Here is a 24,817-nt window from a genome sequence, read left to right on the forward strand (position 1 = left end):
GGCGCACCCACCGTGACGGCGGACCCGCTCCGCGACGCCTTCGGCCGGGTCCGCGCCGAGGTCGGCAAGGCCGTCGTCGGACAGGAGGGCGCGGTCTCCGGCATGATCGTCGGCCTGCTCGCCCAGGGGCACGTCCTGCTCGAGGGCGTCCCCGGCGTCGCGAAGACCCTGCTCGTGCGGAGCCTCGCCGCGGCGATGTCGCTCGACACGAAGCGGATCCAGTTCACCCCGGACCTGATGCCCGGTGACGTCACCGGCTCGCTCGTCTACGACGCCTCGACGAGGACCTTCCCGTTCCGCGAGGGTCCGGTGTTCACGAACGTGCTGCTCGCCGACGAGGTCAACCGCACCCCGCCGAAGACGCAGTCGGCGCTCCTCGAGGCCATGGAGGAACGCCAGGTGAGCGTCGACGGCACGGCGAAGCCCCTCCCCGACCCGTTCTTCGTCGCCGCGACGATGAACCCGATCGAGTTCGAGGGCACCTACACGCTGCCGGAGGCGCAGCTCGACCGCTTCCTGATGAAGCTCACGCTCGACGTGCCGCCCCGTGACGTCGAGTGGCAGGTGCTCCGCCGGCACGCCGACGGGTTCGTGCCACGCGACGTCCGGTCCGCCGGCATCGTCCCCGTGGTGGGCGCTGCCGAGGTCACCGCCGCACAGCGTGCCGTCCGCGGCGTCGGCGCTCGGGACGACGTCCTGGCGTACATCGTCGACCTCGCCCGTGCGACCCGGCAGGCGCCGTCCGTCCGGGTCGGCGTGAGCCCACGTGGAGCCACGGCACTGCTCGCCGCCGCGAAGGCCTGGGCATGGATCACCGGCTACGACGCGATCACCCCCGACCACGTGCAGGCGATGCTGCTGCCGGTGTGGCGGCACCGGCTCCGGGTGGCCGCCGACGCCGAGCTCGAGGGCGTGGGCGCCGACGGGGTCCTGCAGCAGGTGCTCGAACAGGTGCGGGTGCCGATCTAGTGGCGATCTCCGGCCGGTTCGTCGCGCTCCTCGCCGTCGCGATCGTCCCCACCGTGCTGCTCGGCAGCGGATGGGGCGGTCTGGCGTGGGTGCTCGTCGTCGTGCTCGCGGCCGCGCTCGACCTGCTGCTCGCCGCCGACTTGCGCACCGTGCGCGTCGATCGGCGGATGCCGCGGCTCGCCAGACGGGACACCACCGCGGACGGCACCCTCGTGCTCACGAACGACGGGACGAGGACGCTCCGAGCACTCGTGCGCGACATGTGGGAGCCGTCTGCCGGGCAGGCACCCCGGCGCATCACCATGACCGTGCCCGGTGGTGAGCGTCGGACCGCGCGGATGCGCTTCGCGCCGTTCCGTCGTGGCCGTCGGAGGAGTTCCGGCGTGGCGGTGCGGGCGTTCGGACCCCTCGGGCTCGCCGCCCGGCAGCGTGTCCTCGCGGCACCGGCCGAGCTCGTCGTCACGCCGCCGTTCCGCTCCCGCCGACACCTGCCGTCGCGCCTCGCCCGGCTCCGGGAGCTCGACGGCGAGACCACCCTGCAGCTCCGCGGGCACGGCACCGAGTTCGACTCGCTCCGTGACTACGTCCGCGGCGACGACGTCCGATCGATCGACTGGCGGGCGACGGCCAGGCGGCAGGACCTCGTCGTGCGGACCTGGCGCCCCGAGCGGGACCGGCGGGTGATCGTCGTCGTCGACGCCGGTCGGGCAGGGGCTGGTCGGGTCGGCGACGAACCGCGTCTGGACACCTTCATCGAGGCCGCGCTCCTCGTCGGCGCCCTCGCTGCTGCGGCCGGCGACCGGGTGGACCTCGCCGTGGTCGACGACGGTGTCCGCGGGCGCGTGCACGGCGCGACGCGAGCCGACGTGGTGCAGCGGTTCGGGGAGACGCTCGCGCTCGCGGAGCCGGGCCTCGCCGCGACCGACTGGGCAGCGGTGCCGGCGCTGGTGGCCTCCGTCACGACGCAGCGGTCGCTGGTGGTCCTCGCGACCAGCCTCGACTCCGTCGGCGCATCAGGGGACCTGCTCACGGTGCTGCCGGCGCTGGCGCGGCGGCACGCGGTGGTCGTGACGGCCGTCGACGACCCGGCGGTGGCCCTGATGGCTCGCGGTCCAGGGGGCGACGAGCGGGACGGACGTGCACCGGGCCTCCCGTCCGCCGGTCGGGACGTCTACCGCCGCGCTGCGGCGGAACGCTCGCTGCTCGATGCCGACGGCGTGGCGGAGGTCGCGCGCCGGGCGGGCGTCGAGGTCGTCCGTGGCACGCCGGAACAGGTGCCGCCGCTGGTCGCGGACGCCTACCTGCGTGCCAAGGCGGCCGGGAGGCTCTGAGCGCCTCCGCCGTCCGGGTCCCGGCCAGGGGCGGCTGGTCCGGGTCGTGGCCGGGTGTCGGTGCGGATCGGTCTCCGGGGCGGGTCCGGGTCACCCGAGGGCATCGAGTGCGCGGACGTGGTGACCAGTGGGGCCGCTCGGTCACCACGTCTGCGCACTCGATGCCTGCGGGGGGGCGATCCGGTACGGAGCGGTCAGCCGGCGACGATGGCGGAGGCGCCTCGGTCGAACTCCTCGACGTCGCCCCGCTCCCCCGCCAGAGCCGCGCGACGACCGATCACCCACTGGTAGGACAGGACGACCGCCAGCGCCACGGTCCCGATCCCGATCTTCACGGGCCACGGCCAGTCCTGGCGCGTCACCGTCCCCTCGACGATCCCGGACAGCAGCAGGGTCAGCACGAGTCCGATCGCGACGGCGATGAGGGCGCGTCCGTCCTCGGCCAGGGCCTGCGCACGGGTGCGCTGTCCCGGTGCGACCCATGACCAGAAGATCATCAGGCCGGCGCCGCCCGCCAGGAAGATCGAGTAGAGCTCGAGCTGCCCGTGCGGGGCGATGTAGAGGAAGAAGTCGCCGAGACGCCCCTGCGAGTGCATGATCGCGCCCGAGACACCGAGGTTCAACGCGTTCTGGCCGATCGAGTACGGCACGAAGAGCCCGGTGATGCCGAACGCCACCATGCTCGCGGCGATGTACGCGTTGTTCGTCCACACCTGCGCCGTGAACGCACCGAGGCCGTGGTCGGAGTAGTAGTCCACGAAGTCCTGCGTGGCGTACTGCCGCAGGGACTCCTGGGTCCCGAACGTGGCGACCGCGCCGGGCGTCGTCGTGATCCACACGCCGGAGACGAGCGCGATCACCGCCGTCGCGACGGCCACCCAGATCGTCACCCAGCGGATCCGGTACAGCGCCGCCGGGAGCTGCAGGACGAAGAACGAGGTGAGCATCGTCAGCGGGTCGGTCGGCGCGCCGGTGAAGCGGAGCCGTGCGCGGAAGAGCGTCAGGGAGAGCCGGTCGCCGGTGGCGGAGCGCGGAGCGACACCACGGATCCGGGCGAGGTCGGTCGCAGCGGACTGGTAGCCGGTCACCAGGCGGTCGACGTCCTCGCCGCTCGACGGCCGACGGCGCGCCAGCCGGTCGAGCTCCTGCCACTGCTGGCGGTGGACGTCGGCGTACGCGTCCAGGTCCATGCGGTGTCCCCCTCGTGCCGCTTGCGGTGTGTCCGACAGAATGTTCCCATGCCGACGCGCGCCACGCCCAGGGACCTCGCCGACCGCCGCTTCGTGCGGACGCTCGACGAGACCACCGACGAACTGGTCGTGGGCGAGGCCGTCGCGCTCGACGTCGTGCCGGCCGGCATCATCGCGCGGCTCGCGGCAGCGCTCCTCGACGGGCTCTGCCTCGTCGCGCTGTACGTGATGCTGCTGATCGGGATCGCCAGGGTGTGGCCGTCGGGTGTCGACGAGGCATGGCTGGCCGCCGCGCAGATCGCCGTCCTGGTCGTCGTGCTCGTGCTCGTGCCCGCCGCGATCGAGACGGTCACGCGGGGGAAGAGCGTCGGCCGCTACGCCCTCGGAACCCGCGTGGTGCGGCTCGACGGCGGCGCCGTGACGTTCCGGCACGCGTTCGCCAGGGCGCTCGTCGGGCTGCTCGAACTCTGGTCGACGCTCGGGTCCCTGGCGCTGCTCGTCGCGCTCTTCGGCTCGCGGCCCCGGCGTCTCGGTGACCTGCTCGCCGGCACGGTCGTGCAGCACGAGCGCCTCGCGCGGTCCACCGACCCGGTCGTGCTGCTGCCCCCGTCGCTGCAGGCATGGGCCGCGGTCGCCGACGTCCGGGCGCTCCCCCAGCGGCTCGAGAACCGGCTCGGCGCGTTCTTCCGGGGCGCGGCCTCGGTGCAGCCCTCCCTGCGGCTCGCGACGGCGACGGCGTTGGCGGCCGAGGTCGCCGAGTACGCGCACCCCGTGCCGCCCGTGCCGGCGGAGGAGTTCCTCGCCGGGGTCGTCGCGCTCCGTCGTGCGCGGGACCGGCGGGCGTTCGGGTCCCGCGCGGCGACGCTCGACGCGGCAGCCGCGACCGCTGGTGCGCGCCCGCCGGGTTTCCCGCGCTGACGCGGCGCGGGGCCGGCGCGGGGCCGGCGCGGCGCGGGGCCGGCGCGGCGCGATCGCGCCCCCGCATGAACATCGCGCCCCGCTGTGACGGGGCGCGACGTTCGTGACGGGGCGCGATCGGGCGAGCGGCCACGCCGGCCGACGCCGACCGCGTCAGTAGCGGTAGTGGTCCGGCTTGTAGGGGCCCTCGACCGGGACGCCGATGTACGACGCCTGCTCCGGGCGGAGCGTCGTCAGCTGCACGCCGAGCGCTTCGAGGTGCAGGCGCGCGACCTTCTCGTCGAGGTGCTTCGGCAGGACGTACACGCCGGTCGGGTACTCCGAGCGCCGGGTGTGGAGCTCGATCTGTGCGAGGACCTGGTTCGTGAACGAGTTGCTCATCACGAACGACGGATGCCCGGTGGCGTTGCCGAGGTTCATCAGACGGCCCTCGCTGAGCACCAGGATCGAGCGTCCGGTCGGCAGCCGCCACTCGTGCACCTGCGGCTTGATCTCGATCTTCTCGGCGCCGGGCAGTGCCTCGAGGCCGGCCATGTCGATCTCGTTGTCGAAGTGTCCGACGTTCGCGACGATCGCCAGGTGCTTGAGGCCGAGCATGTCGTCGACGCCCACGACGCCGAGGTTGCCCGTGCACGTCACGACGATGTCCACCTGGTCGATGACGTCCGACAGGCGAGCGACCTGGTAGCCGTCCATCGATGCCTGCAGCGCACAGATCGGGTCGACCTCCGACACGATGACGCGCGCGCCCTGGCCGCGGAGCGCTTCCGCCGCCCCCTTGCCGACGTCGCCGTAGCCCACGACGAACACGACCTTGCCGCCGATCAGCACGTCGGTCGCGCGGTTCAGACCGTCGGGCAGCGAGTGCCGGATGCCGTACTTGTTGTCGAACTTCGACTTGGTGACCGAGTCGTTGACGTTGATCGCCGGGAACTTCAGCTCACCGGTGCGTGCCAGCTCGTACAGCCGGTGGACGCCGGTGGTGGTCTCCTCGGTCACGCCCTGGATGTCCGCGGCGATGCGGGTCCAGCGGTCCGAGGACTCGGCGAGCGAGGCGGCGACCGTGTCGAGCACGATGCGGTACTCGGCGCTGGCGTCGTCGCCCGCTGCGGGTACGGCACCGGCGGCCTCGGCGTCGGCACCGGTGTGCACGAGCATCGTCGCGTCACCACCGTCGTCGAGGATCAGGTTCGGGCCAGCCCAGTCGGCTCCGGCGGCAGCGGCCTCGGCGCTCCAGTCGAAGATCCGGTTGGTGCACCACCAGTACTCCTCGAGTGTCTCGCCCTTCCACGCGAACACCGGGACGCCGGCTGGTGCGTCCGGTGTGCCGGTCGGGCCGACGGCGATCGCGGCGGCGGCTTCGTCCTGGGTGGAGAAGATGTTGCAGCTCGCCCACCGGACCTGGGCGCCGAGCGCGGTCAGGGTCTCGATGAGCACGGCGGTCTGCACGGTCATGTGCAGCGACCCGGCGATACGCGCGCCGGCGAGCGGCTGCGATGCGCCGAACTCCTCGCGGAGCGCCATGAGCCCCGGCATCTCGTTCTCGGCGAGGCGGATCTGGTGACGACCGGCCTCGGCGAGGCCGAGGTCGGCGACGCGGAACGGAGCTGCGGCCTGGGTTTCGGTGGGCATGTGGTCCAGTCTCCCACGGTGATCGTGAGCGGCGTCACGGGCGCGGACACGGCCTCCCGTCCGGGGCCGGCGCGATTCGCTGAGGCGCCGCTCCGCGCTCGAGACACCGCAGGATCCGGCGGCGCCTCGTGCCGAGCGGGGCGCTTCGAGCAGGTGGGGGCCGGTCCGGTGCGTGGTCGCCTCGGGGTGCCGGTCAGTCCGCGGCGCGCTCCTCGCGGAGCGGCTCGCGCCGGATGACGTGCCAGCCCTGCGGCACCCGCAGGCGCGCGGCGTGCCGCGCGCAGAGGTCGTAGCCGTGCGGCTCGACGCGGGTGGACAGCGGGCCGACGACGACCATCGAGTCGCCGTAGTCGTACGTCAGGGTCGACGATGCGCTCGCGCCACAGGCGACCTTGCTGCAGATCCGTACGTCCATACCGTCGACGACCCTACCGAACCAGGCGGTGGACGGCCCGCCGCGTACGATGTGGGGATGCGCCGCAAGCCCCGTCTCGTCACCCCGGTCGACCGTGGCCGAGGGCGCTCACGCCACGGTCGGGGGTACCGGTCGAGCGTCACCGGTCCTGACCTCGCTCCGATCATCACGCGGGCGGAGGCGTTCGACCGCATCGTCGGCGACACCGCGCACTACCTGCTCGGGCTGTGGCCGGACGAGCTGCACGGCGTCGTCTTCCAGGTGGCGGACATGCCGACCGACCCGACGCTCCCCGACAGCATGCCGCGGTGGCGGGTGGACCACGCCGAGCGCCGGGTGACCGTCTTCCGGATCCCCGTCGAACGGGTGACCCGCTCCCCCGAGAAGGACGACGTCGACCGACGGATCATCGTGGAGACCGCGGTCTTCCGTGCCGTCGCCGAACTCATCGACAAGGACCCGTGGGACCTGGCTCCCGACCGCTACCGCCACTGGTGAGGCCCTGGGCGCGCCCGCGCGGGACGCAGGCAGCGCGTCAGGGGTAGACGCGCACCGGGGTGGAGACCTCGGTCTCGGGGCGGATCGGGAAGCCGGCCACGCCGTCGTCACCCTGGTACGTGATCCCGGCGACGAGGCCCTTCGCACCGGTGATCGTCAGTTGCTTGGCGGTGTCCACGCCGACCGTCTCGGTGGAACCGGACGGCACGCGGACGGACTTCCGGTCGTCGCCGGACCGGATGACGACCGTCGCGTCCTCCGTGGTCGGGTTGACGACGTTCAGCCGGGCACCGTCGCCAGGCGCGACCGACGTGATCGCCTTCGCGCCGAGCGGCTCGGCCGAGGCGAACCACCCGAGGTCCGTCCAGTCGTGGTCGGTCGGCGTCGTCGTCCTGGCACCCGCCACGACGGGCTCCGTCGAGCTCACCGAGAACGAGTACCGGCCGTCCGGGAAGTCGTCGAGCGAGACGTCGGTGACCACGCCAGGCTCCGCGGTGGTGTTCACCGTCGTGCCGCCGCCGTCCGCGGTGGTGATCCCGAGCGTGACGCGAGCGGCCTTGTCACCGGGGACGAACAGCCGGACGATCGGGGCCGCATCAGCGGTGTCGTCGCCGCGCTGGGCTTCCTGGGCTCCGCGGAGGACGACGCCGGGGATGACCTGGCTGCGCGACGGGGCCGCACCGCCGGAGACGATGTCGAACCCACCGGGGGTCAGCGTGCGGACGACGGTCTCCTGCATGTGCGCGACGATCTGCCCGCCGGAGGAGGTGACGTGCACCACCGTCGAGCCCTGGTCCGAGACGAACCCGGACAGCGGCACGACCTTCTGCGAGTTCGGCGCGACGACGATGCCGGTGGTGCCGGGAGCACTGACGGTGCCCGTGCCGTCGTAGATCGACAGGTCGACGGTGGCGTTCACGTCGGTCGGGTTCGACAGGGTGATGAGGCTGGTGCGGCCGGTCTCGGTCGAGCCGCCGACGAGCCACGTCGACTGCGACGGGTCGTCGCACGACGCGGCTGCCACGCCGACGAGGTCGCCGTTCGACACGTTCTGGTAGCTCGATCCGGCGACCTGCGGGGTGGTGTCGCCCGCCGGCGCGGTGAGCAGGGTCGGGTCGCTGCTGCCGTTCGTGCTCGACGCCAGGTCGGATCGCTCGACGGACTCCCCCGTGGTCGCCGTCGCCACCGTGGCCGTCCCGACCGTGGTCGCCTTCGTCGCGTCGTTGCCGGCGTCGTCGGAGAGCCGGAGGGCGCTGCCGGCGCACACGCGCTCGGCGTCGGCCGGCACCGGGGTCACCGTGCGTCCGGCCGGTCTGCCGGGGGCCTCGGTGGTCCCGAACGCGTGGGCGGCTCCGATCGTGCCGACGGCGACGACCACCGCGATGGCGGTCGCCGTGCCGCGGACGATCCAGCGGCGCGCGGGGGTGGTGCTCATTCGTCGCGCTCCTCGTCGAAGGTGGTGGCGGGTTCCTCGGCCTCGATGACGTTCGAGGTGGCACGGCGCCGGCGCGGGGCGGTCGGGACGGCGAGGAGTGCTGCCGCGCCGAACACCACCCCGAGGACCACGAGGTACAGCACGTGGGTGGTCTTCGCGGCGGCCGACCCGGTACCGGTGCGGTCGACGTCGCCCTCGTAGTGGAACAGCTGACCGCTCGTGGTCTCACCGATGCTGGTGAAGAGCGCGTTCTGCCCGATCGCACCGGCAGCGCGGTCGTGCACGGCCTTCGCCTGGTCGTCCGCCGGGGCGTCGTCGAGCAGCACGAAGCTCACGCCGAGCTCCTTGAGCGCGGGACGCGGGTCGTAGCCGCTCCGGCTGGCGAGGTTCCCCGCGAGGGTGGCAAGGCGTGACCCGGACGGCGACAGCGACAGCGCCGTGGCGTCGAGCGTGGACTGGTCGTCGAGCGTCGAACCCTGTCCGCGCTCGAGCGAGACCGCGAGCGAGCCGTCCGTCTGCGGGTCGACGACGAGGGTGCCGACGTCGGGGTTCGCCTGCGCCTCGGCGTTCACGTAGGCACTCAGCACCCGGCCGGTGGTCGGCTGGATCACCGCGTTGCCGAGGTAGAACGCCGCGAACGCCGGCGCGACGGCGACCCCGGCGAAGACCGTCGCGACGAGCCCGATGACCGGAGCCTGCCGCGGCACGGTGTCGATGCCGATGCAGGCCGCGAGGACGATCGCCAGCCAGTACACGGTCAGCCCGCTGCCCGGCCACACGATGGTGGTCGTCGAGCCGACGCCGGTCACGGTGACGTGGGTGGCGGCGAACGCGGTGGCGAAGCCGAGGAGCGCGGCGATGAGCGCGGCACCAGCCACGGACCAGCGGTGCCCGAGCATCGAGCCGAGCGCGGTCACCGCGATCGGCAGCGCCAGGATCGCCAGCGCGATCGGCAGCGCCGCGAGGACGAGGGACAGCGGCTCGCTGACCGGCAGCCACCCGTTCCAGTCCGGCAGCGGCTGCCCGATCGCGAGCTGCAGCGCGGAGGGGGCCCTGGTCGCGGACGGCACGCCGGGGTCGGCGAAGATCCCGAGCACGTTGCCGCGGGCGAGCTGGGTCAGCACGAGCGGCAGGAAGAGCACCGCGGCGGGGACCGCGATGAAGACCCGGCGGTGCGCGTGGCGCCAGCCGATGCCGAGCGCCACGAGCCACCCGACGAGCAGCACGGGCAGGAGCGACGGCGCGGACGCGGCGACGCCGGCGAAGAGCAGGGCCGCACCGGACGCCGACGCCCACGAGCGGTGCGCCTCGAGCACGGTGAGGAAGAGCCACGGCAGGAGCACGTGGGCGATCACGGCACCGAGGTGGCCGGTCGTGACGGCCCCGACCAGCGACGGCGCGATCGTGTACAGCGCCGCACCGATGACGGGTACCCACGTGCGGGTCGTGACCTTGCGGACCACGAACCACGCACCGAGCGCCGACACCGGGAAGGCGAGCAGCATCACGACGACGACCGCGGTAGACGGTGACCAGAAGACGATCGACCCGAGCACGGCGAGCACCGCGGCGAAGGGGTCGCTCGGTCCGGTGAACCCGGTGCCGAGGGTGTGCCAGCCGTAGCCGACGTTCTGCCAGAGCTGCCCGACCGTCGTCGACAGCGGCAGCAGGCCACCACCGGTCAGCGCCGGGGAGCCGAGCAGCGGGAAGAGCGTGACGACGCTGAGGACGGCAGCGGCGAGGACGACCCAGATGCCGCCGTCGCCGAGGAACGACGCCCGGGCGATCGGCGCGTCCTCCACCCGCGCGAGCTCGACGTCGCGCGAGGTCGTGCGCCGTTCGTGCACGCGACGCCAACTGACGCGCAGCGGCTCGACCGCCGCCCATCCGAGCTTCTTCGTGCGTGCGAGTGCCGTCCTGGACCGACCGGCGCCGCCGCCGAAGGCCACGGCGAACGCTGCGGCCAGTTCACCGGACACCGCTGCCGGGTGCTTCGCGACGAGGTGCCCGATCGCACGACCGAGCGCGAACGGCACGAGCGTGAGCCAGTGGATCCAGAGCACCCCGGCCGATGCGTACGTCATGCGGCGGTGCAGCTGCGCCTGCCGGTGCAGGCGCACGCGACGGCCTTCGGAGACGCGCTTGCGTCCGAACTCCTCGATCGGGCCGGCGCTCGTCGTCCGCGCATCGGGGACGACCGCGACCCGGTGGCCCGCGAGGCGCACGCGCACGCAGAAGTCGAGTGCGGCGTCGACGTCGGGCAGCGCCTGGTCGAAGCCGCCGAGCGCGACCCACACGGAGCGGCGCACGAGCATGCCGCCGGCGGCGACCGCCAGGACGTCGGTGTTCCGGTCGTGCTGCCCCTGGTCGAGTTCGTCCTGCACGAGCACCAGCGAGCGGCCGAACCGGGTCATGCTCTCGCCGAACGCGCGGATGCGGGAGGGGTCCTCGTCGTCCACGAGCTTCGGGCCGGCGACCGCCACGGAGGGGGCGATCTCGACGGCCGCGAGCATCTCGGCCAGTGCCGTCGGCGCCGGCGCGTTGTCGTGACCGACCAGCCAGAGCCACTCGTCGACCGCTTCGTCGGACTCGGGGTGCGGAGCAGCCTTCTCGCCCGCGGCGACCGCGTCGCCGAAGGAACGTCCGGCGGGGATCCTGGTGAGCTGGGCGGATCCGCCGAACTCGAGCTCGGCGGTCGACCCGTCGGTGGAACCGACGTCGACGACGACCAGGTTCTCGGGGTGGCGGGTCTGGTTCGCGAGGGCGGCCAGGGTCCGGTCGAGGTGGTCGGCACCGTTCGCGCAGACGAGGATCGCGGTGACACGGGGCTGAGCGGAACTGGGCTGCATGACGGGCGTCACTCTACGGTCTGGAGGCCCGGCCACAGCCCGACGGGACGGCGTGCCGTGAACCTGTGGGGACGATCAACGCATGGTGCGAGGCGGACGTTCGTCCAGCCTCCAGGGTGGCTACGCGGCTACGCGCGCTTGCGGAGCTTGCGACGCTCGCGCTCGGAGAGGCCGCCCCAGATCCCGAAGCGCTCATCGTTCTCGAGCGCGTACTCGAGGCACTGGGCCCGGACCTCGCACGAGGTGCAGATCTTCTTCGCCTCCCGCGTCGAGCCGCCCTTCTCGGGGAAGAAGGCCTCCGGGTCGGTCTGCGCGCAGAGGGAGTCGACCTGCCAGGCAAGCGGGTTCTCCTCGTCGTCGCCAGCGGCTCGGCGGACACCCGGGACGCCGAGCGCCACGGGGTCGACGTGCCAGTCCTCTGGAACTCCGGCGTGGAAGTCGGAACCGCTCACCCTGATCACCCCTTGGTTCGTCTCGCTGTCGCCGCCTGTCGCAGCGTGTCTTGCCTGTAATTACAGCGGTGTGATTCGTCGGAGTCAAGTCGCGGATCATAGAAGGCACTGACCGTTCCGGCGTGTCATGTCCCCCATTCGGGCGTGTCGCGCCGGTTCTGTCGGCGTCTCGGGGGACAACGGGGTGCGGTACATGGCGGACGTGCCTCGGTTGCGCGCGTTGCGCCCCCATGCGAACATCGCGCCCCGTCGTGACGGGGCGCGATGTTCGTGGCTGGGCGCAAACCGGGACACGGAGGCAGGCACGGCCGTGCGCGGGACGCGGGCCCTACGCCACGCGGCGGCGGGCCTCCCAGGCGCTCGTGACCATCTCGTCGAGGGTGTGGCGCATCGCCCACTCGAGGTCGCGGGATGCGGCCTCGCCGGTCGCGACGATGCGTGCCGGGTCGCCGGGGCGGCGCGGGGCGACCTCGGGCTCGAAGGCGATGCCGGTTCCCCTGGCCATGGCGTCCATGATCTGCCGGACGCTGACGCCGTCGCCGCTGCCGAGGTTGTACGCACGGTCGAGCGGCTCCCCCGCCTCGAGCTTCCGTGCCGCCACGGCGTGCGAGTGCGCCAGGTCGGCGACGTGCACGTAGTCCCGCACGCAGGTGCCGTCGGGGGTGGCGTAGTCGTCGCCGTTGATCCGGGGGGTCTTGCCGGCGAGGAGCGCGTCGAACACCAGCGGGAAGAGGTTGTGGGGGCTCGCGTCGTAGAGGTCCGGCTCTCCCGACCCGACGACGTTGAAGTAGCGGAGCGACGTGGTGGTGAACCCGCGGGCGACCTCCATGTCCCGGAGCAGCCACTCGCCGATGAGCTTCGACTCGCCGTAGGGCGACTCCGGGTTCTTCGCGGTGGACTCCACGACCGTCTCGACGTCCGGCGTGCCGTACACCGCGGCGCTCGAGGAGAACACCACCTTGTCGACGTCCGCGTCGGCCATCGCCCGCAGGAGCGTCGCCATCCCGGTGACGTTCTGCTCGTAGGTGTGCAGCGGACGCTCGACCGAGACGCCCGCGTACTTGAACCCGGCGACGTGCACGACGCCCGTGACGTCGTGCTCCCGGATCGTCCGCGCGAGCAGGTCGGCGTCGAGGATCGTGCCCTCGACGAACGGCACGTCCGACGGGACGAACGCGCGGAAGCCGCTCGAGAGGTCGTCCAGCGCGACGGTGTCGATGCCGTCTGCGCCGAGCGCGCGGACGACGTGGGATCCGATGTACCCGGCACCGCCGGTGACCAGCCAACTCATGCCAGCCACGCTAGCGGACCGCGTGACGCGGACTCCCGCGCACCCGGTGCGCGAACCCGCTCGTCGCTACTCGCTGGTGCCCGTCACTCGCTGGTGCCCGTCACTCGCTGGTGCCCGTCACTCGCTGGTTCCCGTCGCGATGAAGACGGTCGACGTGAGCCCGGTGGTCGAGTCGGCCTCGACGGTCACGTCGCCTTCGTCCGGCGTGATGAAGCACGACTCCCCCTGCCGCAGCAGCGTCGCGGACCGGGCGCCGACGAGTGTCACGACGCCCTCGGTGCAGATCGCGATCGACGGGCCGGACAGCGGCGCGACGCCACCGGTGCCGAGCCCAACGGGCTTGCCGTCGCCGGTCACGCGGACGAGCGCGAAGCCGACGCCGTCCGGCGCGAACCGGTCGACACCAGAGGCGAGCGGCTCCGGCACGAGCACCGGCGCCGGGTAGGCAGTGAAGTCGAGCACGTGCAGCAGCTCCTGCACGTCGACGTGCTTCGGCGTGAGCCCCCCGCGCAGGACGTTGTCGGACGGCGCCATGAGCTCGATGCCGAGGCCGTCGAGGTACGCGTGGATGTTGCCGGCCGGGAGGTACATCGCCTCGCCGTGCGCGAGCGTCACGCGGTGCATGAGCAGCGAGACCACGACACCGGGGTCGCCCGGGTAGCGCTCGGCGAGCGCAGCGGCGGTGGCCAGGTTCGGGCTGACGTCCCCCGCTGCGACCGCGTCGGTGGCGAGGTGGCCCACGGCGTCGACGATCGCCAGGGCGGACGGGTCAGCGGTCTCGAGCCAGCGCACGGTGTCCTCGAGCCCCTGCTGCAGGTGTGCGACGAGCGGGCCGAGGCGTCCGCTGTCCGCGTCGAGTACCTCGACGTCGGCGAGCGTCGACTCGATCGGCCGGAACCCGCTCAGGGCCTCGAACCGCTCGCTCAGCGCGACCACGAGCTCCGGCTTCGGGAACGGGTCCTTGTAGTTCCTGGCGGGGTCGTCGAGCGGGACGCCAGCCGCGTTCTCGCGCTCGTACCCCGCTCGTGCCTGCTCCGGGGTGGGGTGCGCCTGCAGGGACAGCGGTGCGGCGGCGGCGAGGAGCTTCAGCAGGAACGGCAGCCCGGTGTGCCCGGCGCCGAGCGCGGTCTCCGGTTCCGCGGCGATCCAGTCGAGGACGGTGTCCGCGCCACCGACCATCGCCGGGTTCACGACGACGCTCGGGCTGCCGGGGTGCGCGCCCAGCCAGAGTTCAGCCTGCGGGGCGCCGGTGACGGTCCGGCCGAGGAGTTCTGGGATCGCGGTGACCGATCCCCACGCGTAGTCGCGCGCCGTGTTGGTGATGCCGAGGAACATGCCCCGAAGCGTATCGGGCACGACCGTCAGGCCGCCTCCTGCGCACTGGCACGATCCGCGATACATAGACTTTCCGCGATGTCCGACCAGCCCGCCGCCACTCGCCGCCGTCCCGACGCCACGCGGCCCGACACCACACGGTGGGACATCCAGGGGCTCCGCGCCTTCGCCGTGCTCGCCGTGGTGCTCTACCACCTCTGGCCGAACCGGCTCCCCGGCGGGTTCGTCGGCGTCGACGTCTTCTTCGTCATCTCCGGCTTCCTCATCACCGGGCACCTGCTCCGCGAGCAGACCGCGACCGGGCGGATCGCGCTCGGCCGGTTCTGGTCGCGGCGGGCGAAGCGTCTGCTCCCCGGGGCGTTCCTGACCCTGCTCGCGACGGGTGCTGCCGTCCTCGTGCTGGTCCCGAGCACGCTCTGGGGGCAGTACGGTCGCGAGCTCATCGCGTCGACGATCTACGTGCAGAACTGGCAGCTCGCGTCCGACTCGGTGGACTACCTGGCGTCGGACAACCAGCCGTCGCCGTTCCAGCACTTCTGGTCGCTGTCGGTCGAGGAGCAGTTCTACATCGCGCTGCCGATCCTGCTCGTGCTGCTCGCGCTGGTGCTGCGGCGCACGCGGTGGCACGCCCCGGTCCGCACCGCCCGGGTGCTGCTCGGCGCGGTGGTCGTCGTGTCGCTCGTCTGGTGCGTCGTCGAGACCCGCACGGCCCCCGGCATCGCGTACTTCTCCACGGCGACGCGTGCGTGGGAGTTCGCGCTCGGCGGGCTCGCGTCCACCGTCACGCTCGCGGCTCCCCGCACGCAGGTGGCCAGGCTGGTCCGGACGGGAGGCTCGTGGCTGGGTGTCGCACTGCTGCTCGCGTCGCTCGTCGTGATCACCCCGGCGACGGCGTTCCCCGGCATCGCCGCGCTCCTCCCGGTCTCGGGAGCGACGCTGGTCGTCCTGCTCGGCGCCCGCTCGGGACTCGACGTCCTCGGCCGCTTCGCGCCCGTCGCGTTCCTCGGCCGGATCTCCTACGCCGTGTACCTCTGGCACTGGCCGGCCGTCGTCCTGCTGCCGATCGCCACCGGGCACCCGCTCGGCACGCGGAGCAAGGTCGCGATCCTCGTCGCCTCGCTCGTCATCGCCGCCGTGACGACGCTCTTCGTCGAGGAACCACTCAGGTTCTCGACCTGGGTCCGTGCGCTCCGCCCGCGTCGTGTCGCGCTGTACGGAGCGCTGAGCACCGTGCTCGTCGTCGCGCTCGGCGCCTCGACCCTCGGCGCGCTCCATGTCCAGCAGGTCCAGGCGGCGGCGTTCCAGAAGTCGCTCGAGACCGGCGACGTGGACTGCTTCGGTGCCGCTGCCCGGATCGGGAGCGCCCACCCCTGCGTGAACCCGAAGCTCGCGGACGTGCGGGTGCCCACTCCCGCGGCTGCCGGCAAGGACGACGTCAACAGCTACGCGTGCTGGTCGAACACGACAGCGGACTTCAACGTCTGCTCGCTCGGGCCGAAGACCGGGTACACGAAGCACATCGCGGCGATCGGCGACTCGCACAACAACGCCCTGCTCAGCGCGTACGCCGCGATCGCGAAGCAGCGGAACTGGCGGATCGACGTCGCCGGGCACGTGGGCTGCTACCTCACCACCGCGGAGCAGCAGGCGCCGTCCCAGGCGTACACGGACTCGTGCGACGGCTGGAAGCGGTCGGCACTCACCTGGATCCGGCAGCACCCCGGGCTCGACGCCCTCGTGGTCACCCACGCGACGACGAAGTCGCCCGTGATCGTGCCGGATGGTTCGACGAACGAGGACACCGTCGTCCGGGGACTCGTCGGGGCGTGGAGCGCCGCGACCGAGGCCGGTGTGCCGGTCATCGCCATCCGGGACAACCCGGTCGCGCGGGACGACGTGCTGACCTGCCTCGGGAAGATGTCCGGACCGACCACCGACGCGTGCGACTCCCCCAGGGCCGACGCGCTGTCGTCGTTCGACGGATCCGCAGAGGCCGCCGCGACGCTCAGTGACCGTGCACGCACCATCGACCTCACCGACTCGTACTGCACCGCGACCGCGTGTCCCGCGGTGATCGGCGGCGTCGTCGTGCACCGCGATCCCACGCACCTGACCGCGACGTTCGCGACGACCCTCGCGCCGTACCTCGGCGCCGACATCGCGAAGGCACTCGGATCGTTCGGGGCGTGACCGGCGCTAGCCTGTCCCGGTGACGAACACCTGGCCCCTGGCACGCGGCACCGTGCCCGAGCGTGAGGCCTTCGCCTTCGCCACCACGATCCTGTTCACGATGTTCGCCGGCGACGCCGTGCCGAACATGCTGACCTGGTACGGCGCAGCCGTCGTCTGGGCGCTCGAGGCAACGTGGGGCATCACGATCGTCGTCCGGGCGAAGCCGACCGTCGCGCGGACCCCGAGGGCACTGTGGCTGTTCCTCGCCTGGTGCCTGGTCTCGGTCGCCTGGTCGCACTGGCGTGCGGCGACGCTCGCGAGCATGGCCGCCCAGCTCCTCTGCGTGCTCGTCGCCTTCGCGATCGCCTCCACGCTGACGTGGCGGCGCATCCTCGACGCCGTCAGCGCCGCGCTGCGCTGGGTCCTCGGCCTGTCGCTCCTCTTCGAGGCCGTGGTCGCCGTGGTCGTGCGGCACCCCATCGCGCCGATCTGGACCCACTACGGCGACCGCAAGATCCCGGACGCGTTCTACTTCTCCCGCGCCGAGCTCTTCACGGGCGGGCGCATCCAGGGCTTCCCCGGCAACGCCAATCTGCTCGCGATGGTCGCCCTCCTCGCGGCGATCGCCGTCGCCGTGCAGTTCGCCGAAGGTCGGATGGGCAGGAACCGCGCGATCGGGTGGCTCGTGGTCGCCGCAGCGGTGTTCGTCCTGACGCGATCGTCGACCGTGATCGTCGCAGCCGCGGTCGTGGCGGTGGCGTTCGCGCTCGCCGTCCTCGTCCGCCGGGTCCCGACCGAGCGCCGGACACCGCGGTACCTGCTCATCGCCGCCGTCGCCGTCGTCGTGGTCGTCGTCGGTGTCCTGGCCAGGGGCGCGATCGCCGGTCTGCTCGGCAAGAGCTCGGACTTCACCGGCCGGAGCGACATCTGGTCGGCCGTGCTCGGCATGATCGACCAGCACCCCGTCGTCGGCTGGGGCTGGATCGGGTACTGGTGGCCGAGCATCCACCAGCTCGCCGACCTGGCACCGCGCAAGGGTGTGACCTACCTGCAGGCGCACGACGCGTTCCTCGACGTGTGGATGCAGACCGGTCTGATCGGGCTGATCCTGTTCGGCATCTACGTCCTCACGACGCTGAACCGCTCGTGGTCCTGCGCGACGCGGATCGGGTACGGCGCCGACCAGCTCCCCCGCCCCTTCGACCCGGTGTCGCTCTTCCCGTTGCTCGTCGTCGTGGCGCTCCTCGTGCAGTCCCTCGCCGAGTCGCGGCTGCTCTACCAGGGCAACTGGGTCCTCTTCGCCCTCATCGCGATCAAGACGCGCATCGTGCTCGTCGGCGAGGAACCGGTGTCGATCGGCGACGGCCCGCGTACCCCGCACGGCAAGCGCGAGTTCCGCTGGGCAGCACGGTCCTGACCGACCGCCGAGGTCTCAGCGGTCCCGCAGCACCAATGAGCACGGAACCTCGGCCGCCCACGGCGCCGTCCTGATCACCAGGATGCGTCCGGGCTCGGCGCGGCAGGCAGCGATCGACTCCGTCACCTGCGGCGCCCACACGGGGCCGGCGCTGCGCTGCGCCGGACCAGGTGCGACGTTCAGGACCGACACCGCGACGACCAGCGCGACCACGCACCAAGCGACGGCCGCCCCGATCACGCGACCCGTGCCTCCCGTCCGCTGCTGCTCGACCAGGACGGCCGCAGTGAGCACGACCGCGGAGAGCAGCAGCATGCCGGCGGCGGCCGCGTAGCGGGTCGCGCCGAGCGTCGCGAGGTGCGCGTCGTCGAGCGATCCCCAGCGGCCGTCCGCCGAGCTGTTCGCGACGAGTGCCGCCACCCAGACGGCGACCGACCCGCCTGCGAGGCCGACGAGCAGGAACCTCGCAGGCCAGGTGCCGACGACCATCGCGGCGAGGACGAGCAGCACGAGGACGACGACGGGGACGGCCACGACCCACCAGCCGTGCGCGGCGACCGCCCGGCCGACCGCGGCCACGTCCCGGTCCCACGTCGCTGCGACCGGCTGCACCAGGTACCCGGCGACGACGTCGACGACCGACGGGTCGCCGCGGACGGACGACCGGTGTGTCGTCAGCGCGACGACGGCCTGCGCCGCACCGGCACCGAGTGCGACGACGGTGACGGGCAGCGCCCGGAGCCGTGGCGCCGACCTCGGGAACCACGCCAGGAGCAGCAGCGGCAGGAACAGGACCGTCTGCACCTCGGTGAGGACCGCCACCAGCGCGAGCACGGCGACGACCGAGGCGCCCCACCACGTCCTGGCGCGGTACGAGAACAGCCACGGGACCGCGACGAGCATGTACCAGTGCAGGTTCGCCGCCGTGCCGCTGATCTCGTACGGCGCCAGCGGCAACACGACGGGCACGGCGGCGAGCACCAGGCGGAGCGGCCACGCCCTGACGACGTCTCGGGACAGCAGGAACACGGTGGCGCAGACCGCTCCGGCGATCGCGCAGGACGCCGCCGAGACGGTCAGCGCGTACTGCTCGATCGGGCGGGCGACACCGAGGTCGACGACCAGCCGGGGCAGGAGGTGCAGGTACCCGGCGTACGGGTGCAGCAGCGACCCGTCGACGCCGAGCGCCAGACGTTCGCGGAGGAACAGCCCGCCGTCCTCGGCCCACGCCGTCCCGCGGGTGACCGGGCCGAGCCGGTACCACGCGAGCGCGGTCGCCCCGATGCCGACCACCACCGCGGCGAGCGCCGTCAGCAGGGTCCTCCTCGTGCGTTCCATCGACGGCCGACGCTACCGGTTCATCGCCCACAGCGATATCAACACGGTGCGATATCAACCCGGTGCGATGTCAACCCAGTGCGATACCGACGCACCGGGCGGACCGGGAGCCGGGACACGGGGCGGTGCGAGAGGATGGTGCGGTGACGGACGGCAGGGTGACCAGGCGAGCGCTCGCACGCCGGTACCTGTCGGCGTGGATCGGGTTCTCGGCCGGTGGCCGCTTCAGCCAGGCCCTCGCGACCGTGATGCTGCTCTTCGCGTTCGGGCAGCCCACCGTGCACGCACTCGTCGGCACCGCGGGGACGTGGGCGGTCCTCGTGACGCTGGTCGTCCTCGCCGGGCTCAGCCTGCTCGGCCAGCGCTACCGGATCGAGTGGCACGGCGTGCTGCCGCTGTCGCTCCTCGCCTTCGTCGGCTACTGCGCGCTCAGCGTCCTGTGGAGCGAGTACTCCTGGGTGGCGCTCCGTGGGTTCGTCGGCACCGTGTGCTTCGTCGGGCTGGGGCTCTACCTGGCGCTCGGCCGCGACCTCGTCCAGGTGATCCGCGCGTCGGGTGACGCCTTCCGCATCCTGCTCGTCGTGGGTCTCGGACTCGAGGTCCTGTCCGGGCTGGTGCTGGACGTGCCGATCCCGGCGTTCGGGATCCACGGCGACATCGCGTACGGCGGGCCGATCCAGGGCATCGGCGAGACCCGCAACTTCATGGGGTTCGTCGCGGCCACGGCACTCGTCACCTTCGTCGTCGAGTTCCTCACCCGCTCCGTGACGATGTGGCGCGCCGTCGGGTCCACCGCGCTCGCCGTGATCGCGCTCATGCTCGTGCAGTCCCCCATCACCGGCCTCGCGATGATCGCGCTCGCGGTGACCGCCCTCGCACTCTGGTCGCTGCGGCACGCGCAGGCACGGACCCGGCCGGTCGTGAACGGGGTGCTCGCCGCCTTCGTGGTGGGGGTCGGGATCGTCGGGGTGCTCGCGCGGCACCGCATCCTGGCGGAGATCGGTGCGGCGGGCGGCAGCGCCATCCGGATCGACCTCTGGTCGCAGATCCGCGTCTTCATCGGGCAGTTCCCGATCCAGGGCTGGGGGTGGGTCGGCACGTGGCCGAGCGAGCCGGTCGTGCCGTTCGCCGTCTTCGTCGACCCGTCCGGCGCCCGGTTCACGTCCGGGCTCAACGCCTTCGTGGACGCGTGGCTGCAGATCGGGCTCGCCGGCATGCTGATCCTGCTGCTCACGGCGCTGCTCGCGTTCGCCCGAGCCTGGGTCACGGCCACCACGTTCCCCGGTGTCGCCTACGTGTGGCCGGCGGCGATCCTGGTGCTCCTCGGGGTGACGAGCACCGCGGAGAGCTACCTGCTGCACGGCGCGGGCTTGATGATCTTCACGACGGTGCTCGTGGTCGCGGCCAGGCGGCGGTCGTGGCGGCGGTTGCTGCCGCGGAACGACCACGCGGGCTGACACCAGAAGAGGGGTCGTCTGCCTGTACGGATCGACAGCCGCCTGGCTCCTGCGCACCCGTACGATCCCAAGGTGCCCGTGCGGGCCACCGTCGCGGGAGCGACGGATTCCGAGGGGGAACCATGCTGTCGTCTCGTCGACTCGCCGTCGTCTCCGTCGTCCTCGCGGCCATCGTGACGACGGCCATCGCCGGTCCGGCGTTCGCAGCGCCCTCGACGGACGCAGCCACAGCCGCGCCGTCGGCAGCCGCGACCGCACCGGCCGCTACGACCGCGCCGGCCGCCGCGTCGTCCGCCTCCGGTGCGCAGCCCACGGCGCGCTCCCTCCCCGACGGCGGCCGCTACACCCCGCTGGACACCACCCGCGCATGGCACGGGACGGTCAGGGCCCCGGGGACCTCCGTCGAACTCCAGACGCTCGCGCACCTGCCGGCGGACGCGACGGCGGTCGTGGTCAACGTCGAGGTCGAACACCCGACACAGGACGGGTGGATCCGGGTCGCTCCGTACGAGTCCTCGGCCCAGGGAGCGACGCAGGTGTTCCGCGCGGGCCAGACCGTCTCCGGACTCACGACGGTGGCACTCCGGGTGAACGTCGGCGGCATGGTCGACGTCACCCTCTCCGGCGGGTCGGCGACGGTGTACCTCGACGTCGCCGGTTCGTACGGGCCGACCGGGTCGACCTACGACCCGCTCCCGCCCGCCCGCATCGCAGCGCCGAGCGTCGGCACCGCTCCCGTGCGAGTGCCCGTCGCGGGTCGTGGCGGCGTCCCGGCGGACGCGACCGCCGTCGCGCTGAACGTCGAGGTCGGCTCCCCGACCGCCGCCGGCTACGTCCGGGTGACGCCGGCCGGCCGTGACGCGGCCGTCGCGTCGCAGGAGTTCGAACGGGGGCGGACCATCTCGAACCTGGTCATCGTCCGGCTCCGGGACGGTGCGGCGCAGGTGAAGCTCTCCGCGGGACGCGCGACGGTGTTCGTCGACGTCGTCGGGGCGTACCGACCGGGCGACGACGGCTCGGTGTTCGTGCCGGAGGATCCCGTCCGCGTCGGGACGACCACGGTCGGACGCACGGCGACCCCGGTCCAGGTGACCGGCATCGGTGACATCCCGGGGGCTGCGAGCGCGGTGGCGGCGACCGTCGAGGTCGAGCGCACGACGGCGGCCGGGTACGTGCGGGTCACGACGCCCGGGACCGACGCGCAGGTCGCGACCCAGGTGTTCTCCGCGGGCGGGGCGCAGTCGAACACCGTCATGCCCGCCGTCACGGGGACGGACACGGCCAGGTCGATCGACGTCCGCGTCTCCGCGGGCACCGCACGGGTCGACGTCGACGTCGTCGGGTACTTCCTCGACGGGTCCGTGGGCATCGGCTTCGGCGAGTCCGTCTCGAGCCTCGGGTGCGTCGGATCGAAGCTGCCCGCGAGCACCGCGACCCGGCACGCCGCGTTCGTCGTCGTGTCGGCCGATCATGGCCCCGGCGAGCCGAACCCCTGTCTCGCCGCCGCCCTCGACGTCGCCTCCACCGCGGTCGGCGCCCTCGGACAGCCGGCCGTGCAGTTCTCCCTGCAGGCCGGACACTGGTTCACGAGCTCGGCGCCGGACCCTGCGCACCCCTGGCCGACGAGCGACGCGATCCCGGGCGGTCCGACGGTGACCGGGAGTCCGTACGGATCGTGTCACGCGATCGTCGACCAGGCGTGCTCGTACGTGCTCGGGTACTGGCACGCCGTCATCGCTGCGCGGCAGCCCGGGATCACCGACCCCGGTGCGCACCGCTGGTGGCTGAAGGTCGACACCGACGGCGGGTGGGTCGTCCCGTGGCTCGGGTCCACGCGCGAGCTCGGCAGGAACCGGGCGTACCTCGAGGGCGAGACCGCGTACCTGGAGTCGATCGGCGCGTCCGTCGGCGTGATCGGTCACACCCCGGGGTCCGTCGCGCAGCTGATCGGGACCGTTCCCCCCGAGAGCGACCTGGCCCAGCTGCCCACCTCGACGATCTGGCAGAACGCGCTCGACCTGGCCGCGGCACGGCGAGCGTGCACGACGGTCTCCCCGATCCTCGGCGGCCCGGTCGAGATGCTCAGCTTCCAGGGGTACGACCGCTCGGCGCTGGTGAGCTGCCGATGACCCGCGCACACCGGATCCGTGAGAGGAACTCCCCGCCCGTGACCACACTCCGCCGTCTCACGATCGTCCTCCTGGCGTCCGCCCTCGCCGTCGCGGGCATCGGCACCGCACAGGCCGGAGCAGCCGCGGCGGCACAGGCCGATCCGACCGCGCCCGCCGCGGTGGCCCCGGCCGCCCAGACCGCCCGGACGTTGCCGGCGGGCGGCCGGTTCACTCCGGTGGACACGACGAGGATCTGGCGTGGCACGGTCGGCACGAAGCCCGTGCGCGTCGAAGTCCCGCAGCTCGTCGGTCTCCCCGGCCTCGGGAACGCAGCGGTGCTGAACGTCGAGGTGGAGCACCCGACCGCTGCCGGATGGGTGCGGATCACCCCGGACGGCGCGACCGCAGCCGTCGCGGACCAGGTGTTCGCCCGAGACCAGACGATCTCCGCGCTGACCACCGTCGGCGTGGTCGACGGTGCCGTCCTGGTGTCGATCAAGTCCGGCACGGCGACGGTCTCCCTCGACCTGTCGGGGTACTACGCGGACACCGTCGGCTCGACCTTCACCCCGGTGAGCGCGGTCCGGACGTTCACCGGCACGGTCGGCACCGCTCCGGTGCGCGTCCCGCTGGCCGGCCGGGCCGGGATCCCGACGGACGCCACCGCCGTCGCCGTGAACACCGGCATCGGCTCCCCGACGACGTCCGGCTACGTCCGTGTCACGCCGGCCGGCCGCGACGCGCAGGTCGCCACCCAGGAGTTCACGGCGGGCCGTCCGGTGTCGAACCTGACGATCGTGCGCCTGGTCGACGGCGCCGCACAGGTGAAGGTGTCTGCAGGGCGCGCCCAGGTCTTCATGGACGTCGCCGGGTACTACACCGCGGACGACCGCGGCTCCGCCTTCGTGTCCGTCGCCCCCACGAGGACCGCGACCGTGCACCCCACCACGACAGCGAGCCTGGTCCCGGTCACCGGGACGGGCCCGGTGCCGGCGACCGCGTCGGCGGTCGTCGCCACGGTCGGTGTCAGCGCCCCCAGCGCGGCCGGGTACGTCCGGGTCACCGCTCCCGGTCAGGACGCGCAGGTCGCGGTCCAGTCGTTCCGCGCTGGTGAGGCGGTCTCCAACCTCGTCATGACGCCGGTGAGCGGGACGGACCGGACGAGGAACCTCCAGGTGAAGGTCTCGTCGGGGTCGGCGACGGTGTTCCTCGACGTCGCCGGGTACTTCGTCGACGGCTCGACCGGGTCCGCCGTCGGGGTCGACTACGGGCAGGGCGCGTGCTCGAGCCCCGCGAACACGGTCGACACCAGGCGCGCGCCGTCCGACGCCGCGTTCGGCGTCGTCGACGTCGGGAGCCGCACGAGCGCCGCCTACCGGTCAGCGTGCGTCCCCCCGCTCCTGGCGGCCGCGCAGACGGCGGTCGGCATCGCCGGCGAGGACCGTGTGCAGTACGTGATGCACGCCGGCAACCACGGCGACAAGTACGCGGCACGGTTCCCGGACGTCCTCCCCTGGCCGACCAGCGACACCGCTCCCACCGGCGGCCCGGTCGTCACGGGCAACCGGTACGGCTCGTGTGCCGGCGCGCTCGACGAGGCGTGCTCCTACGTGCTCGGTGTCTGGGCGGCGTGGGACGCGACCTCCGTCGCCGGTGTCCCCGACCCGGCCGACCAGATGTGGTGGCTCGACGTCCACAACGCCAGGTGGGCGGTGCAGGACGACCCGGCGTTCGGCCAGGCGTACCTGGAGGGCGCGACGACCTACCTGGAGTCCCGCGGTGCCCGCGTGGGCATCAGGGGGACGGCCGACGAGCTGTGGCAGCACCTCGGACCGGTGCCCGCGACCAGCGTCATCGCCGACCTGCCGTCCGCGGCGGTCGTTGCCGGGGACCTCACCGACGCGCACCGGATGTGCGTCACCGGGGCGCCGCTCCTCGGCGGCCCGCTCGAACAGGTGGTGTACTCCGGCGGCGGCGGCAGCCGCGTCGTCTCCTGCCGCTGAACCA

Annotated in this window: 18 protein-coding genes; 9 read left to right on the forward strand and 9 right to left on the reverse strand. The window is 72.8% G+C overall.

Annotation, left to right across the window (positions count from 1 at the left end):
• Positions 1 to 12: 12 nt before the first annotated feature.
• Both QK288_RS14380 and QK288_RS14385 read left to right on the forward strand, forming a co-directional pair.
• The gene (locus QK288_RS14380; RefSeq protein WP_281267602.1) at positions 13 to 969 is read left to right on the forward strand and encodes a MoxR family ATPase; all 957 of its coding nucleotides are present in this window, start codon (positions 13 to 15) and stop codon (positions 967 to 969) included.
• On the forward strand, positions 969 to 2,300 hold the full coding sequence (locus QK288_RS14385) for a DUF58 domain-containing protein (RefSeq protein WP_281264964.1): 1,332 nt from the start codon (positions 969 to 971) through the stop codon (positions 2,298 to 2,300). The genes QK288_RS14380 and QK288_RS14385 overlap by 1 nt, the downstream gene beginning before the upstream one ends.
• 194 nt (positions 2,301 to 2,494) lie before the next feature.
• Here the strand turns inward: QK288_RS14385 and QK288_RS14390 are convergent, their stop codons facing one another.
• The gene (locus QK288_RS14390; RefSeq protein WP_281264965.1) at positions 2,495 to 3,490 is read right to left on the reverse strand and encodes a stage II sporulation protein M; all 996 of its coding nucleotides are present in this window, start codon (positions 3,488 to 3,490) and stop codon (positions 2,495 to 2,497) included.
• Between the two features lie 48 nt (positions 3,491 to 3,538).
• Here QK288_RS14390 and QK288_RS14395 point away from each other — a divergent pair, with 48 nt between their 5' ends.
• Entirely contained in the window at positions 3,539 to 4,408 is an 870-nt protein-coding gene (locus QK288_RS14395) for an RDD family protein (RefSeq protein ID WP_281264966.1), read from the forward strand.
• Between the two features lie 153 nt (positions 4,409 to 4,561).
• Here the strand turns inward: QK288_RS14395 and ahcY are convergent, their stop codons facing one another.
• Both ahcY and QK288_RS14405 read right to left on the reverse strand, forming a co-directional pair.
• A complete protein-coding gene (gene ahcY / locus QK288_RS14400; RefSeq protein ID WP_281264967.1) occupies positions 4,562 to 6,040 on the reverse strand; it encodes an adenosylhomocysteinase in 1,479 nt (492 codons plus the stop codon).
• A gap of 193 nt (positions 6,041 to 6,233) precedes the next feature.
• Entirely contained in the window at positions 6,234 to 6,455 is a 222-nt protein-coding gene (locus tag QK288_RS14405) for a DUF3499 family protein (protein ID WP_281264968.1), read from the reverse strand.
• Between the two features lie 57 nt (positions 6,456 to 6,512).
• On the opposite strand from QK288_RS14405, the gene QK288_RS14410 reads away from it, so the two are divergent.
• Positions 6,513 to 6,953 carry a metallopeptidase family protein gene (locus tag QK288_RS14410; protein WP_281264969.1) on the forward strand — a complete coding sequence of 147 codons (441 nt, stop codon included), beginning with the start codon at positions 6,513 to 6,515 and terminating at the stop codon, positions 6,951 to 6,953.
• A 37-nt stretch (positions 6,954 to 6,990) separates the two neighbouring features.
• On the opposite strand, the gene QK288_RS14415 is transcribed toward QK288_RS14410, so the two are convergent.
• From QK288_RS14415 to manA, 5 genes are all read right to left on the reverse strand, one after another.
• Positions 6,991 to 8,388 (reverse strand): DUF5719 family protein, encoded by a 1,398-nt coding sequence (locus QK288_RS14415; RefSeq protein ID WP_281264970.1) that lies wholly within the window; start codon positions 8,386 to 8,388, stop codon positions 6,991 to 6,993.
• Positions 8,385 to 11,237, reverse strand: a complete 2,853-nt coding sequence (locus QK288_RS14420) for a glycosyltransferase family 2 protein (RefSeq protein WP_281264971.1) — start codon at positions 11,235 to 11,237, stop codon at positions 8,385 to 8,387. Before QK288_RS14420 ends, QK288_RS14415 begins: the two co-directional genes overlap by 4 nt.
• A gap of 128 nt (positions 11,238 to 11,365) precedes the next feature.
• On the reverse strand, positions 11,366 to 11,689 hold the full coding sequence (locus QK288_RS14425; RefSeq protein WP_281264972.1) for a WhiB family transcriptional regulator: 324 nt from the start codon (positions 11,687 to 11,689) through the stop codon (positions 11,366 to 11,368).
• Between the two features lie 328 nt (positions 11,690 to 12,017).
• Positions 12,018 to 12,980: a UDP-glucose 4-epimerase GalE gene (galE, locus tag QK288_RS14430; protein ID WP_281264973.1), complete on the reverse strand. Its 963-nt coding sequence runs from the start codon at positions 12,978 to 12,980 to the stop codon at positions 12,018 to 12,020.
• Between the two features lie 117 nt (positions 12,981 to 13,097).
• Complete coding sequence (gene manA, locus QK288_RS14435; RefSeq protein WP_281264974.1) at positions 13,098 to 14,315, reverse strand: mannose-6-phosphate isomerase, class I; 1,218 nt, start codon at positions 14,313 to 14,315, stop codon at positions 13,098 to 13,100.
• A 78-nt stretch (positions 14,316 to 14,393) separates the two neighbouring features.
• Between manA and QK288_RS14440 the strand changes: the two genes are divergently transcribed.
• Positions 14,394 to 16,505: an acyltransferase family protein gene (locus tag QK288_RS14440; RefSeq protein WP_281264975.1), complete on the forward strand. Its 2,112-nt coding sequence runs from the start codon at positions 14,394 to 14,396 to the stop codon at positions 16,503 to 16,505.
• Positions 16,506 to 16,524: 19 nt separating this feature from the next.
• Entirely contained in the window at positions 16,525 to 17,904 is a 1,380-nt protein-coding gene (locus QK288_RS14445) for an O-antigen ligase family protein (protein WP_281264976.1), read from the forward strand.
• 15 nt (positions 17,905 to 17,919) lie between these two features.
• Here QK288_RS14445 and QK288_RS14450 read toward each other — a convergent pair whose 3' ends face one another.
• Entirely contained in the window at positions 17,920 to 19,242 is a 1,323-nt protein-coding gene (locus tag QK288_RS14450; protein ID WP_281264977.1) for a hypothetical protein, read from the reverse strand.
• A 143-nt stretch (positions 19,243 to 19,385) separates the two neighbouring features.
• Here QK288_RS14450 and QK288_RS14455 point away from each other — a divergent pair, with 143 nt between their 5' ends.
• The 3 genes from QK288_RS14455 to QK288_RS14465 all read left to right on the forward strand — a co-directional run bounded on the left by QK288_RS14455 (position 19,386) and on the right by QK288_RS14465 (position 24,813).
• On the forward strand, positions 19,386 to 20,699 hold the full coding sequence (locus QK288_RS14455) for an exopolysaccharide production protein (protein ID WP_281264978.1): 1,314 nt from the start codon (positions 19,386 to 19,388) through the stop codon (positions 20,697 to 20,699).
• A gap of 122 nt (positions 20,700 to 20,821) precedes the next feature.
• Complete coding sequence (locus QK288_RS14460; RefSeq protein ID WP_281264979.1) at positions 20,822 to 22,828, forward strand: hypothetical protein; 2,007 nt, start codon at positions 20,822 to 20,824, stop codon at positions 22,826 to 22,828.
• Between the two features lie 38 nt (positions 22,829 to 22,866).
• A complete protein-coding gene (locus QK288_RS14465; protein WP_281264980.1) occupies positions 22,867 to 24,813 on the forward strand; it encodes a hypothetical protein in 1,947 nt (648 codons plus the stop codon).
• Positions 24,814 to 24,817 lie beyond the last annotated feature (4 nt).

Origin of the sequence: Curtobacterium sp. 9128, from assembly GCF_900086645.1 — a bacterium.
Taxonomy (GTDB): Bacteria; Actinomycetota; Actinomycetes; order Actinomycetales; family Microbacteriaceae; genus Curtobacterium.

Bases quoted from the DNA above. Each gene is read 5' to 3' on its own strand.
- QK288_RS14440 (WP_281264975.1), top strand. From the start codon at position 14,394: ATGTCCGACCAGCCCGCCGCCACTCGCCGCCGTCCCGACGCCACGCGG.
- manA (WP_281264974.1), bottom strand. From the start codon at position 14,315: ATGTTCCTCGGCATCACCAACACGGCGCGCGACTACGCGTGGGGATCG.
- QK288_RS14405 (WP_281264968.1), bottom strand. From the start codon at position 6,455: ATGGACGTACGGATCTGCAGCAAGGTCGCCTGTGGCGCGAGCGCATCG.
- QK288_RS14395 (WP_281264966.1), top strand. From the start codon at position 3,539: ATGCCGACGCGCGCCACGCCCAGGGACCTCGCCGACCGCCGCTTCGTG.
- QK288_RS14390 (WP_281264965.1), bottom strand. From the start codon at position 3,490: ATGGACCTGGACGCGTACGCCGACGTCCACCGCCAGCAGTGGCAGGAG.
- QK288_RS14460 (WP_281264979.1), top strand. From the start codon at position 20,822: ATGCTGTCGTCTCGTCGACTCGCCGTCGTCTCCGTCGTCCTCGCGGCC.
- ahcY (WP_281264967.1), bottom strand. From the start codon at position 6,040: ATGCCCACCGAAACCCAGGCCGCAGCTCCGTTCCGCGTCGCCGACCTC.
- QK288_RS14410 (WP_281264969.1), top strand. From the start codon at position 6,513: ATGCGCCGCAAGCCCCGTCTCGTCACCCCGGTCGACCGTGGCCGAGGG.
- galE (WP_281264973.1), bottom strand. From the start codon at position 12,980: ATGAGTTGGCTGGTCACCGGCGGTGCCGGGTACATCGGATCCCACGTC.
- QK288_RS14450 (WP_281264977.1), bottom strand. From the start codon at position 19,242: ATGGAACGCACGAGGAGGACCCTGCTGACGGCGCTCGCCGCGGTGGTG.
- QK288_RS14415 (WP_281264970.1), bottom strand. From the start codon at position 8,388: ATGAGCACCACCCCCGCGCGCCGCTGGATCGTCCGCGGCACGGCGACC.
- QK288_RS14420 (WP_281264971.1), bottom strand. From the start codon at position 11,237: ATGCAGCCCAGTTCCGCTCAGCCCCGTGTCACCGCGATCCTCGTCTGC.